The organism is Mesorhizobium sp. RCAM 05104 (genome assembly GCF_059683645.1).
The window spans coordinates 4,711,492-4,729,214 of sequence record NZ_CM185033.1 but is presented as its reverse complement, the minus strand read 5'-3'; the positions used below and the strand labels follow the sequence as shown (position 1 = coordinate 4,729,214).

Annotated in this window: 19 protein-coding genes; 16 read left to right on the top strand and 3 right to left on the bottom strand. The window is 63.8% G+C overall.

Going from position 1 to position 17,723, the window contains the following annotated elements; genetic code table 11:
* Positions 1-52: 52 nt before the first annotated feature.
* Both AC56QP_RS23210 and AC56QP_RS23205 read right to left on the bottom strand, forming a co-directional pair.
* Positions 53-409: a hypothetical protein gene (locus AC56QP_RS23210; RefSeq protein WP_489863325.1), complete on the bottom strand. Its 357-nt coding sequence runs from the start codon at positions 407-409 to the stop codon at positions 53-55.
* A 117-nt stretch (positions 410-526) separates the two neighbouring features.
* Positions 527-1,429, bottom strand: coding sequence for a GntR family transcriptional regulator (locus tag AC56QP_RS23205; RefSeq protein ID WP_489863326.1), 903 nt, complete (start codon positions 1,427-1,429; stop codon positions 527-529).
* Positions 1,430-1,695: 266 nt separating this feature from the next.
* Between AC56QP_RS23205 and AC56QP_RS23200 the strand changes: the two genes are divergently transcribed.
* The 6 genes from AC56QP_RS23200 (at position 1,696) to AC56QP_RS23175 (ending at position 9,358) form a co-directional block, all read left to right on the top strand.
* On the top strand, positions 1,696-3,201 hold the full coding sequence (locus AC56QP_RS23200; RefSeq protein ID WP_489863327.1) for a UxaA family hydrolase: 1,506 nt from the start codon (positions 1,696-1,698) through the stop codon (positions 3,199-3,201).
* Between the two features lie 59 nt (positions 3,202-3,260).
* The gene (locus AC56QP_RS23195; RefSeq protein ID WP_489863328.1) at positions 3,261-4,259 is read left to right on the top strand and encodes an aldo/keto reductase; all 999 of its coding nucleotides are present in this window, start codon (positions 3,261-3,263) and stop codon (positions 4,257-4,259) included.
* 344 nt (positions 4,260-4,603) lie between these two features.
* Entirely contained in the window at positions 4,604-5,596 is a 993-nt protein-coding gene (locus AC56QP_RS23190; protein ID WP_489863329.1) for an ABC transporter substrate-binding protein, read from the top strand.
* Positions 5,597-5,750: 154 nt separating this feature from the next.
* Positions 5,751-7,304 carry a sugar ABC transporter ATP-binding protein gene (locus AC56QP_RS23185; RefSeq protein WP_489863330.1) on the top strand — a complete coding sequence of 518 codons (1,554 nt, stop codon included), beginning with the start codon at positions 5,751-5,753 and terminating at the stop codon, positions 7,302-7,304.
* Entirely contained in the window at positions 7,301-8,266 is a 966-nt protein-coding gene (locus AC56QP_RS23180; RefSeq protein WP_489863331.1) for an ABC transporter permease, read from the top strand. Before AC56QP_RS23185 ends, AC56QP_RS23180 begins: the two co-directional genes overlap by 4 nt.
* 72 nt (positions 8,267-8,338) lie before the next feature.
* Positions 8,339-9,358 (top strand): zinc-binding alcohol dehydrogenase family protein, encoded by a 1,020-nt coding sequence (locus tag AC56QP_RS23175; RefSeq protein ID WP_489863332.1) that lies wholly within the window; start codon positions 8,339-8,341, stop codon positions 9,356-9,358.
* A 101-nt stretch (positions 9,359-9,459) separates the two neighbouring features.
* On the opposite strand, the gene phnF is transcribed toward AC56QP_RS23175, so the two are convergent.
* The gene (gene phnF / locus AC56QP_RS23170; RefSeq protein WP_489863535.1) at positions 9,460-10,209 is read right to left on the bottom strand and encodes a phosphonate metabolism transcriptional regulator PhnF; all 750 of its coding nucleotides are present in this window, start codon (positions 10,207-10,209) and stop codon (positions 9,460-9,462) included.
* A gap of 121 nt (positions 10,210-10,330) precedes the next feature.
* On the opposite strand from phnF, the gene phnG reads away from it, so the two are divergent.
* The 10 genes from phnG (at position 10,331) to phnC (ending at position 17,679) form a co-directional block, all read left to right on the top strand.
* Positions 10,331-10,792, top strand: coding sequence for a phosphonate C-P lyase system protein PhnG (gene phnG / locus AC56QP_RS23165; protein WP_489863333.1), 462 nt, complete (start codon positions 10,331-10,333; stop codon positions 10,790-10,792).
* On the top strand, positions 10,792-11,403 hold the full coding sequence (gene phnH / locus AC56QP_RS23160) for a phosphonate C-P lyase system protein PhnH (RefSeq protein WP_489863334.1): 612 nt from the start codon (positions 10,792-10,794) through the stop codon (positions 11,401-11,403). The genes phnG and phnH overlap by 1 nt, the downstream gene beginning before the upstream one ends.
* Position 11,404: 1 nt before the next feature.
* Positions 11,405-12,517, top strand: coding sequence for a carbon-phosphorus lyase complex subunit (locus AC56QP_RS23155; protein WP_489863335.1), 1,113 nt, complete (start codon positions 11,405-11,407; stop codon positions 12,515-12,517).
* Between the two features lie 5 nt (positions 12,518-12,522).
* On the top strand, positions 12,523-12,756 hold the full coding sequence (locus AC56QP_RS23150; protein ID WP_489863336.1) for a hypothetical protein: 234 nt from the start codon (positions 12,523-12,525) through the stop codon (positions 12,754-12,756).
* A gap of 5 nt (positions 12,757-12,761) precedes the next feature.
* Positions 12,762-13,661, top strand: coding sequence for an alpha-D-ribose 1-methylphosphonate 5-phosphate C-P-lyase PhnJ (locus AC56QP_RS23145; protein ID WP_489863337.1), 900 nt, complete (start codon positions 12,762-12,764; stop codon positions 13,659-13,661).
* A complete protein-coding gene (gene phnK, locus AC56QP_RS23140; RefSeq protein WP_091583414.1) occupies positions 13,658-14,434 on the top strand; it encodes a phosphonate C-P lyase system protein PhnK in 777 nt (258 codons plus the stop codon). Before AC56QP_RS23145 ends, phnK begins: the two co-directional genes overlap by 4 nt.
* A gap of 68 nt (positions 14,435-14,502) precedes the next feature.
* Positions 14,503-15,210 carry a phosphonate C-P lyase system protein PhnL gene (gene phnL, locus AC56QP_RS23135; protein WP_489863338.1) on the top strand — a complete coding sequence of 236 codons (708 nt, stop codon included), beginning with the start codon at positions 14,503-14,505 and terminating at the stop codon, positions 15,208-15,210.
* Positions 15,207-15,824, top strand: a complete 618-nt coding sequence (locus AC56QP_RS23130) for a DapH/DapD/GlmU-related protein (RefSeq protein ID WP_489863339.1) — start codon at positions 15,207-15,209, stop codon at positions 15,822-15,824. Before phnL ends, AC56QP_RS23130 begins: the two co-directional genes overlap by 4 nt.
* Positions 15,825-15,975: 151 nt before the next feature.
* Entirely contained in the window at positions 15,976-16,686 is a 711-nt protein-coding gene (locus AC56QP_RS23125) for a DUF1868 domain-containing protein (RefSeq protein WP_489863340.1), read from the top strand.
* A 135-nt stretch (positions 16,687-16,821) separates the two neighbouring features.
* Positions 16,822-17,679, top strand: a complete 858-nt coding sequence (gene phnC, locus AC56QP_RS23120; RefSeq protein ID WP_269907379.1) for a phosphonate ABC transporter ATP-binding protein — start codon at positions 16,822-16,824, stop codon at positions 17,677-17,679.
* Positions 17,680-17,723: the final 44 nt, after the last annotated feature.

Below are 17,723 nucleotides of genomic sequence, written 5' to 3'. Positions count from 1 at the left end.
TTCTGATCTTTGGATGGGTACGCCGGCGAAAGGTTCCGCAGGGCAAACAGGCTCAGGCCGTCAGCGGTGGCGCGCGCGGGTTCGACGGCGAGCGCTCACGCGCGAAGTCCAGGTGCGTCGTCGCCGGGAAGACAAAAGCGACCGGTTCAAAGGACAGGCTGCCCAGCGCCAGGCCCGTGTCGGGCGGCGGCGCGAAGGCCACCGAAACCATGCTGCAGCCAAGCACGCAGCATGCCGGCATATGGGACGGTTGCGGATTGCCGCCCGGAAGCTCGGCCGCACCCTCATGGGTACAGATGACGTTGCCGAAAGCGTCGATCTGCGCTGCAGTCGGCCCGGCGCCAAAGGCGAACGCGCCGAGCGTCGACTGGAGCAGCAGCAGATAGGCCGCGACAAGCGCGACCGGCATGCTCCACCGTCTTCTCGATACGCTCAAAGCCCTGCCTCTGTGCAGCAATGCTACATGTCTAGCACGCGGCTGGCGGGTGGAAAATCGGCAATTCGATGCTGCGGCAACGCGGCGCGATCAGGACTTTGGCAGCGGCCGGTTTTCAGGGATCGAGGTCAGCAAGGTGTGACGCGCCGACTTCAGGTGCTTGCGGCAGGCCGCGTCGACCTTGCCGAGGTCGCGCGACTTGAGCGCCTCGATATAGGCAAGATGCTCACCGACCGCCACTTCGTTGCGCTCACGCTCCTGCGCCTTGTTCCACTGGTAGTGATAGTGGAAGATCATGGCGATGACGTCATAGAAATCGACGATGAAGCGGTTGCGCGACGCGCGATGGATGAGCCGGTGGAAGCGCTCGTCCAGCTCCGAGAATTCGTTGAAGCGGGTGGCGATCTCGCGCGCGAGCAGGCGATGCTCGTCTTCCAGACGGTCGAGATCGACCCAGACGGTACTGTCTTGCGGCAAGGCGGCGAAGGCGGCCGCCGAGCGCAGTTCGAACATCTCGCGGATTTCGGTCAGCTCCAGCGCGAAGGCGCGGGTGAAGCCCTTCAGCACCCAATGGCTGTTGCGGCGCTTCTCGATCAGGCCGAAGCGGGAGAAGCGGATCAGGAACTCGCGCACGCTGGTGGTGCCGACCCCGATCTCGCGCGCCAGTTCGAGCTCGTTGATCTGCATGCCGGCCTCGGCGCCACCGGCAAGCAGCCGTCGCATGAACGACCGCTCGATGATCTCTGCCAGCGTGTCGGTTTCTTCCTCCGGGAAGAAGTCATCTGGACGCGGTTCGCGCAGCACCGTCTTGGCACGCTTGTTCCAGGTGATCAGCCCGGTCTCTTCCATGCGCGAAAGGATGCTGCGGACGGTCGTACGGCTGACGCCAAGCAAGGTACCCAGCTCCGGCTCCGACGGCAGGCTGCGCGTTTCGTCGAGCAGCCTGAGGCAGCGATTGTAGGCATCCTTGTAGACGTTGTTGCTCTTCGACATCCCTGACCCGTTGCACGCCCGGCGCTTGCGGTGGCCGGCTTGAAGCGCAATATGACGTTCCTAACGCATGGCCCCGAAAAGCGGAATCGCTTTTCGGCAATCCATGGTCTGGCTCAGTGCTTGACGCACCCCTCACCCAGAGCCATGCGGAGCTGCGGCGAAAAAACAATTGACGCAAAAATGTTTTTTCACGATAAAAGACATTATCTCTTAACAGGCGCGTGTCAATCCGCCCGCGCATCCCAGGATCACCCAGGAAACCGCCCGTGAACGCCTCGAATAGCATTCTTCTCTCCGCCGCCGACAATGTCGCTGTCGCCAACGGCCGCATCGAGATCGGCACCACGCTGCCGGGCGGCGCGCTTGCCACCGCCGTCATCGAGCCCGGCCACAAGGTGGCGATCAAGCCCATTCCCGCCGGCTCGGCCGTGGTCAAATACGCCCAGGCGATCGGCCGCGCCACGCAGGACATCGCGCCCGGCGAGCATGTCCATTCGCACAATCTGGTTTTCGAATCCGGCCGCTTGCCGGTGGTGCCGCCGAGCGAGGCGGAGCATGCTACGGAAGCGGACCGCGCCCGCACCTTCATGGGCTATCGCCGCGCCGATGGCCGCGCCGGCACGCGCAACTTCATCGGCATCATCGCCAGCGTCAACTGCTCGGCCACCGTCTGCCGTTCCATTGCCGACACAGCCAACCGCACGCTGCTGCCGAAATATCCCGGCATCGACGGCTTCGTCCCCATCGTCCACGGCCAGGGCTGCGGCATGAGCGCCACCGGCGACGGCATGATGGTGCTGCACCGCACGCTCGCCGGCTATGCCCGCCATCCGAATTTCGGCGGCGTGCTGATGGTCGGTCTCGGCTGCGAGGTCAATCAATTGACCCTTTACGGCCAGAAGGGCGTCGCTGCCGGCAAACGCCATTTCAACATCCAGGACGCCGGCGGTTCGCGCAAATCGGTCGAAAAGGCGATGGGCGTGCTGGCCGAGATCGCCGAGGAAATCGGTCAGTTGAAGCGTGAGCCGATCCCGGTCAGCGAGATCGTCGTCGGCCTGCAATGCGGCGGCTCCGACGGCATGTCGGGCATCACGGCCAATCCGGCGCTGGGTGCGGCTGTCGATATCCTGGCGGGCGTCGGCGGCATCGGCATCCTCTCCGAAACCACGGAAATCTACGGCGCCGAGCATCTGCTTGCCTATCGCGCGGCAACGCCGGAGGTCGCGCAGAAACTCGACGGGTTCGTGAAATGGTGGGAGGATCACGTCGCCAAGCACGGCGCCTCGATCGACAACAACCCCTCGCCCGGCAACAAGCGCGGCGGCCTGACCACCATCCTGGAAAAGTCGCTGGGCGCGGTTGCCAAGGGCGGCCAGACGCCGCTCAACGGCGTGTTCGGCTATGCCGAAAAGGTCACCGGGCACGGCCTGGTGTTCATGGACACGCCCGGCTACGATCCTGTCTCGGCCACCGGCCAGGTGGCTGGCGGCGCCAACGTCATCGTCTTCACCACCGGCCGCGGCTCCTGCTTCGGCTGCCGGCCGACGCCGTCGATCAAGGTCGCCACCAATTCGACCATGTACCACCAGATGGAAGAGGACATGGACGTCAACTGCGGCGTCATCGCCTCCGGCGAAAAGACCATCGCCGGCATGGGCCGCGAGATCTTCGAACTGATCGTCGAGACGGCTTCGGGCCGCAAGACCAAGAGCGAGGATTTCGGTTACGGCGACAACGAGTTCGTGCCCTGGCATCTTGGCGCAACGCTCTAGATTTCACCGATATCTGAAGACTGCCAGGCCGGACAACGGTCGGGAACGGGAGGTCGTGCATGGAAAAACGCCGCATCGGTCAGACTGCGCTCGAGGTCAGCGAGGTCAGCTTTGGCGGCGCCGCGATCGGCGGCCTCTACCGCGCCTGTACGCGCGAGGCGGCGATGGAGACGCTGCAAGGCGCCTGGGAAGCGGGCTTGCGCTACTTCGACACCGCGCCCTTCTACGGTTTCGGCCTGTCGGAACGACGCTTCGGCGACTTCCTGCGCTACAAGCCACGCGATTCCTATGTGTTGTCGACCAAGGTCGGCCGCCTGTTCCACCCGGTGCCCGATGACCAGGTTCCCGATCACTCCTATGTCGATCCGCTGCCCTTCGCACTGGAGTACGATTACTCCTATGATGGCATCATGCGCTCGGTCGAGTTCAGCTACGCGCGGCTTGGCCTCAACAAGATCGACATCCTGTTCGTGCATGACATCGGCGCCTACACGCATGGCGTCGAGAAGAACAAGCTGTACTTTCGCCAGCTGATGGATGGCGGTCTCAAGGCGCTGGAGGAGCTGAAATCCTCTGGCGTCATTTCCGCCTATGGACTCGGCGTCAATGAAGTCCATATCTGCCTCGACGTCATGCGCCGGGCGCCGCTCGACTGTATCCTGCTCGCCAGCCGTTATTCCTTGCTCGACCGCAGCGCGGAAGCGGAATTGCTGCCGCTGTGCCGGGCGCAACAGACGTCACTGGTCATCGGCGGCGTGTTCAACTCCGGCATACTGGCGACCGGGCCGGTCCAGGGCGCGCATTTCGACTACCAGCCCGCCAGCCACGATGTGCTCGACCGCGTCGGAGCGATGGAAAGGATCGCCGCCGAAGGCGGTTATCCCCTCGCCGCTGCCGCCTTCCAGTTTCCTCTGCATGAACCGGCGGTTGCCACGGTGCTGACCGGCACCGCCAAGCTGGCAAACCTGACGCGCAACCTCGAACTGCTCGACATCGAAGTGCCGGACACGGACTATGCCAGATACCGTCCCTATACGGTGGTGCAGGAGTTGGGATGAGGCTGGCGCCCCGCCGAAACGCCCGCTCTCGCAGGCCCCGGCTTCACAAACTTGCGATGCCAAGGAAGAACGAATATTCCATATTGACTAAGGTATGGAATTAATATTCCATATCTTCAAGGAACGGAACGGGAAGCGCTTGACCGCGGCAAGGGAGAAGCGGTGCGGTCGATGTGCCTCCGCCACACCTCGGGAGGATTGGCGCGAAACACCGCTTGCATCGACAGGATCGATGCACTATCAAAACATCGTAACTGTTTTTTATTGATAAAGTTCTGTTTGGGCCGCGCCTATCCGGACGGAGCTACCGTAACGTTCAACGGGCGACTTAGGGAGGAATCCTAATGAAATTCGTGACCAGCATTCTCAACCGCCGCGCTGTGATGGCGCTGGCAGCAGCTTCGATGCTCGCCGGCGTCATGCATTCGGCGCCGGTTTCGGCGGCGGACGTGACCATTCCGATCATCGTCAAGGACACCACGTCCTTCTACTGGCAGATCGTTCTGGCCGGTGCCCGCAAGGCAGGCAAGGATCTCGGCGTCAACGTGCCCGAGCTCGGTGCCCAGGCCGAAACCGATGTCAACGGCCAGGTGTCGATCCTCGAGAACGCCGTTGCCAGCAACCCGGCGGCCATCGTGATCGCACCGACCGAATTCAAGGCGCTTGGCAAGCCGATCGATGAAGCCGCCGCCAAGGTCAAGATTATCGGCATCGACTCCGGCGCCGACTCCAAGGCGTTCACCTCGTTCCTGACCACCGACAACGTGCAGGGTGGCCGCGTCGCCGCCGACGGCCTCGCAGCCGCCATCGGCGCCGCCAACGGCGGCAAGATCGAGGGCGACGTCGCCCTGATCACCAACGCACCTGGCGCCGGCTCGCTCGAACAGCGCAAGCAGGGCTTCACCGAACAGCTCAAGGCAAAATATCCGGGCCTGAAGCTGGTCGCCGACAAATATGCCGACGGCCAGGCCACCACCGGCCTCAACATCGCCACCGACCTGATCACCGCCAACCCGAACCTCAAGGGCATCTTCGCCTCCAACCTGATCATGGCGCAGGGCGTCGGTCAGGCCGTCGCCGAAAACAACCTCGGCGGCAAGCTGGCGCTGGTCGGTTTCGACAGCGACGAGAAGCTGATCAAGTTCCTCAACGACGGCGTCATTTCCGCCCTTGTCGTCCAGGATCCGTACCGGATGGGCTATGACGGCATCAAGACCGCGCTCGCTGCCTCGAAAGGCGAGAAGGTCGAGGCCAATGTCGACACCGGCGCCAATCTGGTGACCAAGGACAACATGAAAGAACCGAAGATCGACGCGCTGCTCAACCCGAAGCTCTGAGCATCGCATCCGCAATGGTTTCCGGGGCCCAGGCCCCGGAAACATCCGCCGCCGGCACAAGCTGCTTGGAAATCCGCGGGCTTAGGCTAGGCTGTTTTCCGGGCATATTTGCCCTGCCGCGTGCCAATCGTGAGGCCAATCTGGGAGGATTGTCATGACGTCGACGGCGCAGGAACTGCATCCGGCACCGGTGCTGGCACCAGGGCGGACCATCCTCGAATTGCGGGGGCTGGAGAAGCGCTATCCCGGCACCCACGCGCTGAAGCCGGTCAACCTCGCCTTCAAGTCTGGCGAGATCCACGCCATCGTCGGCGAGAATGGCGCTGGCAAATCGACCCTCATCAAGCTTTTGACCGGCGTCATGCCGCGCACCTCCGGAGAGGTCATCTGGGAAGGTCAGCCGGCAGCCCTGGCGACACCGCATGAGGCGATGGCGCTCGGCATCAATGCCGTGCATCAGGAAGTGGTGCTCTGCCGCCACCTGACGGTCGCCGCCAACATGTTCCTCGGCGAGGAGAATTCGCGCTTCGGCATCCTGCAGCAGCGGGCCATGGTCAAGGACGCGCAGAAGATCATCGACGATCTCGGCTTCGACCTGCCGGCGCATGTCACGCTGGGCGACCTCACCATCGGCCAGCAGCAGCTCATCGCGGCGGCCCGCGCCACCGTGCGCGGAACCAAGTTCCTGATCTTCGACGAACCCACGGCCTACCTGACCCGCAAGGAGGCCGACCAGCTGTTCACCCTGATCCGTCGCCTTAAAAGCGAAGGCGTGACGATCATCTATATCAGCCATCGCATGGAGGAGGTGTTCGAACTCGCCGACCGCGTTTCCGTGCTGCGCGACGGCACCCTGGTCGGCACCCGCAACATCGCCGAGACCAACGATGCCGAGTTGGTCAAGATGATGATCAACCGCTCGATCGAGCAGGTCTATCACAAGGAGCATTTCACCCCCGGCGCCGCGATCCTCGAGGCGAGGAACCTGTCCGGCAAGGGCTTTGAGGATGTCTCGATGACGGTTCGCGCCGGCGAGATCGTCGGGCTCTATGGTCTGATCGGCGCCGGGCGCAGCGAGTTCGTCACCACGCTTTACGGCCGCCACCGCAAATCAGCGGGCCAGATTTTCTGGGAAGGCAAGGAGGTCCAGGTCAATTCCGAGCATGATGCGATCAAGCTCGGCATGGCGCTGGCGCCGGAAAGCCGCCGCGACCAGGGTCTCTGTCTCAACCTGTCGGTCGGGCTCAATCTCAATCTGCCGATCTACAAGCGCATTTCGAACAATCTGTTGATTTCGAACGCGCAGGAAAAGACCCAAGCCGACCGCCAGATCGCCGATCTTCGCATCAAGACGCCGACGCGCGGCGCGCTGGCTTCCAGCCTTTCGGGCGGCAACCAGCAGAAGATCGTCATCGGCAAATGGCTGGCCCATGGCGCCAAGCTGTTCATCTTCGACGAACCGACGGTCGGCGTCGATGTCGGCACCAAGGCCGAGATCTACCGCCTGTTCGGCGCACTGTTGTCGAAAGGCGCCGGCATCATCCTGATCTCGTCCTACCTGCCGGAAGTCTACGAGCTCGCCGACACGCTGCACGTTTTCCGGCGCGGCAAACTGGTGGCGACGCACGGTTTTCGCGCCGCCAGCCACGAGGACATTCTCACGCAGGCGCTCGCCGAGAAACAAGAAAAGCTGGGAGGAGAGATATGAGCACCGAGGCGATTGCTGTCGAGAAACCGAAGCGCAACTACAACGTGCTGTTTGGGCTGACGCTCTTGGCGCTGCTGGTTCTGCTGTGGATCGTGCTTTCAGTGGCGACGCCAAGCTTCGCCTCGGGCAACAACCTGGCCAATCTTTTGCGCCAGGGCTCGATGATCGCCATCATGGCGGTCGGCCAGACCTTCGTCATCATCACCGGTGGCATCGACCTGTCGGTCGGCGCCGTGGTCGGCTTCGCCACCGTCGTCGTCGCCATGATGATCAATGCCGGTTTCCCCATCTGGCTCGCCATTCTGGTGACGCTGCTGGTCGGCGTTGGCATCGGCATGTTTCACGGCTTCGGCATCGTCAAGATGGGCCTGCCACCCTTCATCATCACGCTGGCGACATTAACCTCGCTGCGCGGCATCGGCTTGCTGATGACCAATGGCAACTCGATCAACATCAACAGCGACACCTTCACCGCGTTCTCGCGCAATTCCTTCATCGGCATCCCCAATCTGTTCTGGATGGTCATCCTGGTCGGCATTCCGGCCTATGTTTTCCTCCACCACAGCCGCTGGGGCCGGTATCTGTTCTCGGTCGGCTCCAACGCCGAGGCCTCGCGCCTTTCCGGCGTCAACGTCCAGCGCACTATCTACATGGCCTACACATTGTCGGGCCTCTGCGCGGCCTTCGTCGGCGTGCTGCTTGCCGCCCGCATCGGCATCGGCAATCCGACCCAGGCCGAAGGCTGGGAACTGCAGGCCATCGCCTCGTCGGTGATCGGCGGCACCTCGCTGTTCGGCGCCGTCGGCTCCGTCCATGGCCCGTTGCTCGGCGCCTTCATCCTCGCCACCATCAACAACGGCGCCAATCTGCTCAACGTCAACTCGTTCTGGCAGCGCATCATTACCGGCGCGCTGATCATCATCATCGTCTACTTCGACGGGCTGCGCCGCCGCGGCAAGTAGACCGCCCTCAATCAATCGTCGGCCCGACATGACTGCCGGGCCGGCGATTTCATGACAAGACTGGATTGAAGCATGAAAGCCGTCATCTGCCGCTCGCCCGGCGATCTTGTCCTGGAAGATCGTCCCGCACCCGGCTCGCCACCACCCGGCTGGGCGCTGGTGGCGGTCAGCCATGTCGGCATCTGCGGCACCGACTACCATATCTTCGAGGGCAAGCACCCGTTCCTCGCCTATCCCCGCATCATGGGCCATGAAGTGTCGGGAACCGTGGTCGAGGCCGGTGAAGGTGTGGATCTGGTCGTTGGCGAGCCAGTCGTCATCAACCCCTATCTTTCCTGCGGCAAGTGCATCGCTTGCCGGCACGGCAAGCCGAACTGCTGCGTCAGCATCGAGGTGCTCGGCGTCCATCGCGACGGCGCTATGTGCGAACGGATCCTGGTGCCGGCGCAAAATCTTTATCCGGCAAACGGTCTGTCGCTGGCGGACGCCGCCGCCGTCGAGTTCCTCGCCATCGGCGCGCATGCCGTGCGGCGCTCACGCGCCGATCCCGGCGCCCGCACGCTGGTCATCGGAGCCGGTCCGATCGGGCTCGGCACGGCCATCTTCGCCCGCATCGCCGGGCTCGACGTGACGCTGCTCGACATGAGCAGCGAAAGGCTCGCCTTCGCCGCGAGCGAGCTCGGCTTCCAGACCCTCGACGGCTCGCGCGGCGCGGTACCAGATCTGGTCGAGGAAGCAACCGGCGGCGAAGGCTTCGAAATGGTTTTCGACGCCACCGGCAACACCCAGTCGGTGCAGTCGGCCTTCGCCCATGTCGCCCATGGTGGAACACTGGTGCTGGTCAGCGTCGTCAAGGACGACATCGTCTTTTCCGATCCGGAATTCCACAAGCGAGAGATGACGCTGATCGGCAGCCGCAATGCGCTGCGCGCCGACTTCGATCACGTCGCGGCCTCGATCCGCAACGGCGCGGTGCCATTGGCCAAGCTTGTCACCCACCGCACATCGCTCACCGAAACGCCGCGCGATCTCGCCCGCTGGGCACACGAGAAATCCGGCCTGATCAAGGCTGTGATCGAGGTCGGGTCATAACACGGCAGGCGGTGAGCCCGGCCGGAATTGACGACGCCCCACGCAGGTCGAAGACGGTCCTCAAACGCCAAGCCGCTGGTCTCGTATAAGGCCGGCACTTCCTACAGCGCCGACAGCTTCAGTTCCACCCGCTCGGCCGGGAAGCGCGACTCGGAAAACTGGATCGGCTGGCCGTCGGGCGTAACGTTGACGGCGACCGTGACCAGCACGATGGCACCCGGCTGCAGGTCGAGATCGGCAAGATCGGCGGCGTCGGCATGGCGCGCCGACAGCACGGTCGACTGCCGCAGATAATCGTCTATGCCGAACCGCGCCAGCGATGCGGTGATCGAACCGGTTTCCGCCATCGCGGCATCGATGCCGGCGAAGCGCCGGGCTTCGAACCAGCCGGCGGCGCGCGACACCGGCCGCCCATCGGCTTCGCCGCGCGTCTCCAGCCGTATCACATCCGCCCCCCTGGCAAGGCCAAGGCCCTCGGCGACGCGTTGGCTGGCCGGCTCGACCGACGAAGCGAGCAGGACGATGTGCCTTTCCGACGTCTGCCCTTGCAGACCCGTCGAAAAACGCGTGCGCGCACCGATCGGATAGGACAGCCGCTTGCGCGACAGCACGAAGGTGCCGCGCCCCTGCTCGGCCCGCAGTACTCCTTCCTGCACAAGGGCGGATATGGCGCTGCGCACGGTGTGACGGTTGACGCCGTAGCGCTCGGCCAGCGCCACCTCCGGCGGCAGCGCGGCATTCTCGACAAAATCGCCAATGGCGATCGCGTGCAGGATCTTGTCGGCAATCTGCCGCCAGAGCGAGACGCCACTGCGCCGCTCGATTCTGTCAGCTGCCAGCCGCCCGATCATCATTTGCCCGCAACCTTCTATCGCTTGTCATCCACCCGTCATGGACACGCGTTAGATAATGGGTATAATTTGTATAGATGTCTATATCAATAGACAAATTCAGACAAGAGGAATGTCGCTCATGCGAGGACAGGAAGCCCGCGACCAGGCCGAGCGCAAGGCCGCCATGGCAACACTGGCGCAATCCAGCGGCGATGACATCGTCCGGCTCTGGAACGAGGCCGGCCTGCCCTCGGAAGCTGAACTGCTGCGCGGCCCCGAGACCGGCCTGGTGACCATGCGCGGCCGCATCGGCGGTGGCGGCGCGCCCTTCAATGTCGGCGAGGCGACCGTAACCCGCGCCACCGTCAGGCTGCCGTCCGGGCAGGTAGGCCATTGCTATGCGCTTGGCCGCGACAGGCAGAAGGCAAGGCTGGCGGCCATCGCCGACGCGCTGTGGCAGGACCCGGCCCGCCGCAACGAGATCGAGACCAAAATCATCGCACCCCTGCAGGCGGCGCTGACCACAGCGCATGAACGGCGCCGCGCCGAGACGGCGGCGACGAAGGTGGATTTCTTCACAATGGTTCGCGGAGAAGATTGATGGACGCAGCTGTGCAATCGATCGAGGGCGGGTTCGCCGATCCGGTCTTCAACGCCCAGACCGTGTTCCGCGCCGTCATGGACGCGATGGCGCGGCCGGGCAGCGTGCAGCCGCTGCCCGCCTTCGCCCGCCCGCCGGCGCCGCTCTCGGCAACCGCCGGCGCCATAGCATTGGCGCTCTGCGACAATGACACCCCGCTCTGGCTCGACCCGGTGCTGCAAACCTCCGCTGCGATCAAATCCTGGCTCGGTTTCCATTCTGGCGCACCACTGGCCAACACACCGGCCGATGCCCATTTCGCATTTGTCGCCACGCCGGCCGAGATGATGGCGCTCGATGGTTTTTCGCAAGGCACACAGGACTATCCCGATCGTTCGACCACCCTGATCCTGCAAGTCGGCGATCTCGCTTCGGGCGCCCCGTTGCTGCTCGAAGGCCCTGGCATCGAGACCAGCACCACGATCGCACCGGCCCGGATGCCGCGTCATTTCGTCGAGCAGTGGAAGCAGAATATCAAGCGCTTTCCGCGCGGCGTCGACATCATCCTCGCCACCGCTGACGGCATCGCCTGCCTGCCGCGCACGACGCGCATTAGAACGATGGAGGCGTAGGATGTATGTCGCGGTAAAAGGTGGCGAAGCCGCAATTGCCAACGCGCACGGCCTACTTGCCGACCGCCGGCGCGGCGACCGTTCGGTGCCCGCACTTCGGCTCGATCAGATCGTCGAGCAGTTGGCGCTCGGCGTCGACCGGGTGATGAGCGAAGGCTCGCTCTACGACCGCGAACTGGCGGCACTGGCCATCGTTCAGGCGCGCGGCGATATGATCGAGGCGATCTTCCTGGTGCGCGCTTATCGCACCACGCTGCCGCGCTTCGGCTACACAAAGCCGATCGACACCACCAACATGCTGGTCGAGCGGCGCGTGTCGGCAACCTACAAGGACCTGCCCGGCGGCCAGCTGCTTGGGCCCACATTCGACTATACCCACCGGCTGCTCGATCCCGAGCTTGCCGCCGGCGCCGATGTTGCCGAGCCGCTACAACGCGAGACGGAAGCAGAAGCCATGCCGCGCGTCTCGGCGATCCTCGCCCGCGAGGGCCTGATCGAGCCCGACGGCGAGATGCCGCAGGATCATGTCCCCGGCGACATCACCCGCGAGCCGCTGGAGTTCCCGATGGCGCGCGACATCCGCCTGCAGGCGCTGTCACGCGGCGACGAAGGCTTCCTTTTGGCGCTCGGCTATTCCACCCAGCGCGGCTATGCCCGCAACCACCCCTTCGTCGGCGAGATCCGCATCGGTGAGGTCGAGCTGGAACTGGATGTGCCCGAACTGCCCTTCGCCGTGCCGCTCGGCACAGTGCGGGTCACCGAATGCCAGATGGTCAACCAGTTCAAGGGTTCCGCCAAGGCGCCGCCGCAATTCACCCGCGGCTACGGCCTCGTCTTCGGCCAGAGCGAGCGCAAGGCGATGGCGATGGCGCTCTGCGACCGGGCGTTGCGCGCCAGCGAGTTGGGTGAGGATGTCGTCGCCGCCGCCCAGGACGAGGAGTTCGTCATCTCGCATTCCGACAATGTCCAGGCGACCGGCTTCGTCGAGCATTTGAAGTTGCCGCACTATGTCGACTTCCAGGCCGAACTCGACCTCGTGCGCCGCATGCGCGCCGAATATGAAGCCCGTGAAAACCCAGTGAAGGCGGAAGAGAAGAGGGAGGCTGCGGAGTGATGCTAATGGCCGCCGCCATCAACCAAGCCGCCGCCGTAACCACCACTTGCGCCGGCAACAGTCTCGCCCTGCGCGCCATCTTTCGGCGTGGGAAGAACCATTCTTCGAAGGACAAAGGCAACCACGCCGGCGAAAACCAGCAGCAGGATTCCGATGTGTATCCATCCGGTTTGGGTCATCTGAACTTGGCCCTGTTTCCGCGCATTGGAAGTCAATTCAATAGCATAGAGCGGATGTGATCGCCATGACCGACATCGCCACCTACAACTTCGCCTATCTCGACGAGCAGACAAAGCGCATGATCCGCCGGGCGATCCTCAAGGGCATCGCCATCCCCGGCTATCAGGTGCCGTTCGCTTCGCGCGAAATGCCGATGCCCTATGGCTGGGGCACCGGCGGCGTCCAGGTCACCGCCTCGATCATCGGCCCCGACGATGTGCTCAAGGTCATCGACCAAGGTGCCGACGACACCACCAACGCAGTCTCCATTCGTGCCTTCTTCAAGAAGGTCGCCAATGTCGCGGTGACGACCGACACCGCCAGCGCCACCATCATCCAGACCCGCCACCGCATCCCCGAACATCCGCTGACGGCGGGCCAGGTGCTGGTCTACCAGGTGCCGATCCCGGAGCCACTGCGCTTCCTCGAGCCGCGCGAGACCGAAACGCGCAAGATGCACGCGCTGGAGGAATACGGCCTCATGCATGTCAAGCTCTACGAGGACATCGCCAGGCATGGCCGCATCGCCACCACCTATGCCTATCCAGTCAAGGTCGAGGGCCGCTATGTGATGGACCCGTCGCCAACGCCGAAATTCGACAATCCCAAGATGCACCGCTCGCCGGCCCTGCAGCTGTTCGGCGCCGGCCGCGAAAAGCGCATCTACGCGGTGCCGCCCTTCACCAGCGTGGTCAGCCTCGACTTCGAGGATCATCCGTTCGAGGTGCAGACCTTCGACCAACCCTGCGCGTTGTGCGCGGCCGAGAATGTCTATCTCGACGAGGTCATTCTCGATGACCATGGCAGCCACATGTTCGTCTGCTCCGACACCGATCACTGCGAGAAGCGGCGTGAAGAGGGCCATCGCGGCCGTCTTGCACCGGAAACCCACCTTGCCCCAGGAAACATGGAGCCGGCGCAATGACCGACGAACCATTGCTGCGCGTCTCGGCGCTTTCCAAATTCTACGGCTCGCGCGTCGGCTGTGACAACGTCTCCTTCGACCTGTGGCCGGGCGAAGTTCTGGCGGTGGTCGGCGAATCCGGCTCCGGCAAGACGACGCTGCTCAACTGCCTGTCGACACGGCTGCTGCCCTCCTCCGGCACCGCCAGCTACCGCATGCGCGACGGCCAGTTCCGCGAACTCTACCGCATGAGCGAGGCCGAGCGCCGCTTTTTGATGCGCACCGACTGGGGTTTCGTCCACCAGAACCCAGCGGATGGCCTGCGCATGACTGTGTCGGCCGGAGCCAATGTCGGCGAACGACTGATGGCTGTGGGTGATCGCCATTACGGCAAGATCCGCGCCACGGCCGTCGACTGGCTGTCGCGCGTCGAGATCGACGAGGACCGCATCGACGACGAGCCCCGCGCCTTTTCCGGCGGCATGCGCCAGCGCCTGCAGATTGCCCGCAACCTCGTCACCGGGCCACGCCTGGTGTTCATGGACGAACCGACCGGCGGCCTCGACGTCTCGGTGCAGGCGCGCCTGCTCGACCTGTTGCGCGGTCTGGTCACCGATCTTGGTCTCGCCGCCATCGTCGTCACCCACGACCTCGCCGTGGCACGCCTGCTGTCGCAACGCATGATGGTGATGAAGGACGGCCGCGTCATCGAAAGCGGCCTCACCGACCGTGTGCTCGATGACCCGCGCGCGCCCTACACCCAGCTTCTCGTTTCTTCCATTTTGCAGGTCTAGCCGCGTGATCCCGAAAAGTGGAAGGCGGTTTTCGGACCAGATCATGCGGCAAAGCAAAGGACACTGACATGGCAACCCCGCTCGTCGTCTCCGACGTCGCCAAGAGCTTCACCATGCATCTGCGCGACGGTATCAAATTGCCTGTCGTCGCCGGTGTCTCGTTCTCGATCAGGGCTGGCGAATGCACCGTGCTTGGCGGCCCGTCCGGCGCTGGCAAGAGCTCGATCCTCAAGATGCTCTACGGCAACTACGCCGTCGACGAGGGTCAGATCATCGTCAGCCATGACGACGGCCTGATCGACCTTGCCACCGCCAGCCCGCGCACCGTGCTTGCGGTGCGCCGCCAGACCATCGGCTATGTCAGCCAGTTCCTGCGCACCGTGCCGCGCGTCCCGGCGCTGGATGTCGTCGCCGAGCCGCTGGTCGAGCGCGGCGAGGACCGCGAGAGCGCGCGCGACAAGGCGCGCGCCTTGCTGGCGCAACTCAACCTGCCGGAGAAACTCTGGGCTCTGCCGCCGGCGACCTTCTCCGGTGGCGAGCAGCAGCGCGTCAACATAGCGCGCGGCTTCATTACCGAGCACCCGATCCTGCTGCTCGACGAGCCGACCGCCTCGCTCGACGCCAGGAACCGCGACGTGGTGATCCAACTCATCGCTGGCAAGAAGACGGCGGGCGTCGCCCTGCTCGGCATCTTCCATGACCACGACGTGCGCGAGGCGGTTGCCGACCGCATCATTGACGTCACCGTTTTTGCCCCGGGAAAAATCGCCGCATGACCAGGAAATTATCGGAAGCGCCACTGGTCCACCCGACGGCGGAGATACAGAACTCGACACTTGGCCGCTGGACCGAGATCGCCGACCGCAGCCGGGTTTCCGAAAGCGAACTCGGCGATTACTCCTACATGATGCAGGACTGCGCCGTCTGGTGCGCGACGATCGGCAAGTTTTCCAACATTGCGGCAAGCGTGCGCATCAACGCCACCAACCACCCGACATGGCGGCCGACGCTGCACCATTTCACCTATCGCGCCTCCGACTATTGGGACGATGCCGAGCACGAGAGCGAATTCTTCGCCCAGCGCCGCGCCAAGCGCGTCACCATTGGTCATGACACCTGGCTCGGTCACGGCTCGACCATCCTGCCTGGCGTCACTGTCGGCGATGGCGCGGCGGTCGGCGCCGGAGCGGTCGTCTCGAAAGATGTCGCGCCCTACACCATCGTCGGTGGCGTGCCGGCCAGGCCGATCCGCGAGCGCTTCGACCGTCGCACCGCCGAGCGCTACCAGGCGCTTGCCTGGTGGGACTGGGACCACACAAGGCTACGCGCCTCGCTCGATGATTTTCGGTCGCTTGAGGCCGAAGCCTTCCTGGAGAAATATGGCGGGTAGAGCAATTGCAGGAAAAGTGGGAACCGGTTTTCCGTCCGGAATTGCGTTAGACAACGAGAGATAGGCCATCACATCATCGTCATGGGCGAACCTGTTTCATATCCCTGACACATCGCCGGGGCAGGACGCGGTCTTTCCCTTGGAGATCGCAATGCCTGTTTCTGTCAGACCGTCGCTCGCCGGATTCTTTGCCGGCTCCAATCCGACCCCTCCGGTGCATCTCGGCACCCGCTATGACACGTCGGGCAATTTCCTGATCGAACCCGGCAATACGGTTGTCAGCCACCTGGTCAGCGGTTCGCCATCCGAGGCCGTGGTGCTTGCGGTGCGCGACCGGATGCTGGCGATGCCCGACGCCGACCGGCTCGCCTTCACGCCCGTCTCCAGCCTGCACATGACGCTTTTCCAGGGCATCATCGAGTACCGCCGCCGCTTGCCCTACTGGCCGGGTGACGTACCGCTCGACACCAGCATCGACGCGATGACCCGCCTCTATCTGGAACGGCTGAAAGGCTTCGAGGGCCTTGGCCCGTTCAACATCAAGGTGGTCGAAGTCGTACCGACGGGACTCACCGTTGCCGGCGCGACGGACGAGGACGTGGGCATCATGCGTGCCTGGCGCGATGCCTTGGCCGTGCCGTTCGGATACCGGCACCCCGATCACGACGCTTACGTCTTCCACATCACCTTTGCCTATCAGATCCAGCGTCTTGCCGACGACAGGGCGGCTGAATGGCAAGCATTGTTCGATGACTCTCTCGCGCTTTTCGCGCGGCAGGCGCCGGTGATCGAGATCAGGACGCCTGCCTTCTGTGCATTCCGCGACATGAAGCACTTCGAGGAGTTGCTTGTGCTCGGCTGATCGCTCTGAAAGGGACGCCAGACGCCGCGTCTGTGGGCGGTAACAAAACTGACATCAATCCGACACCGCAGGTTCATGGCGCTGCGCTAGCGAAGGCCAACAGACCTTCAACCGCGACTGGACTGGAACCTGCCCATGTCAGCAACGTCAGCCACGCTCGAAATCCGCGGCGTCTCTCGCCGATTTGGCAAGAACATCGCCGTCAGCAATGTCGACATTTCCATCCCGCAAGGTCAGATGGTCGGCATTATCGGCCGTTCCGGAGCCGGCAAATCGACCCTTTTGCGCATGATCAACCGTCTCATCGATCCCAGCCAGGGGTCGATTTTTTTTGACGGCGCCGAGGTTTCCCAGCTGCGTGGTTCGCCGTTGCGGCGCTGGCAGCGCGACTGCGCCATGATCTTCCAGCAGTTCAACCTGGTGCCGCGCCTCGATGTGCTGACCAACGTGCTGCTCGGCAAGCTGAACCACCGTTCGACCATCACCAATCTGTTCGGTATGTTCTCGCGCGCCGAGTGCGCCGAGGCGGTTGCGGCGCTGGAGCGGCTCGATATCGCCCGCACGGCACTGCAGCCCGCCGGCACCTTGTCGGGCGGCCAGCAGCAGCGCGTCGCCATCGCGCGTGCCATGATGCAGCAGCCCAGGGTTATCCTCGCCGACGAGCCGATCGCTTCGCTCGACCCGCTCAACGCCAAGGTGGTGATGGATTCGCTGCAGGATATCAATCTGCGCGAAGGCATCACCGTCGTCACCAATCTTCACACGCTGGATACCGCCCGCACCTATTGCAATCGCATCATCGGCATGGCTGCCGGCAAGGTCGTCTTCGATGGCCCGCCGGAAGAGCTCAACCGCGAGGCCGTGCGTCTCGTCTATGGCGCCGACAGCAATGGCGGCGAAATCTCCGAGGCCATCACCTCGACCAGCGTTGCCATCAAGCAAAAGATCGCCGCATCCGCCGGACCGCTCGAGCCCGCATTCCCGGGTTACTGAGCCCATGGTCCCGAACCGAAGGTCCGCGTTAGCGAAACTTGGAA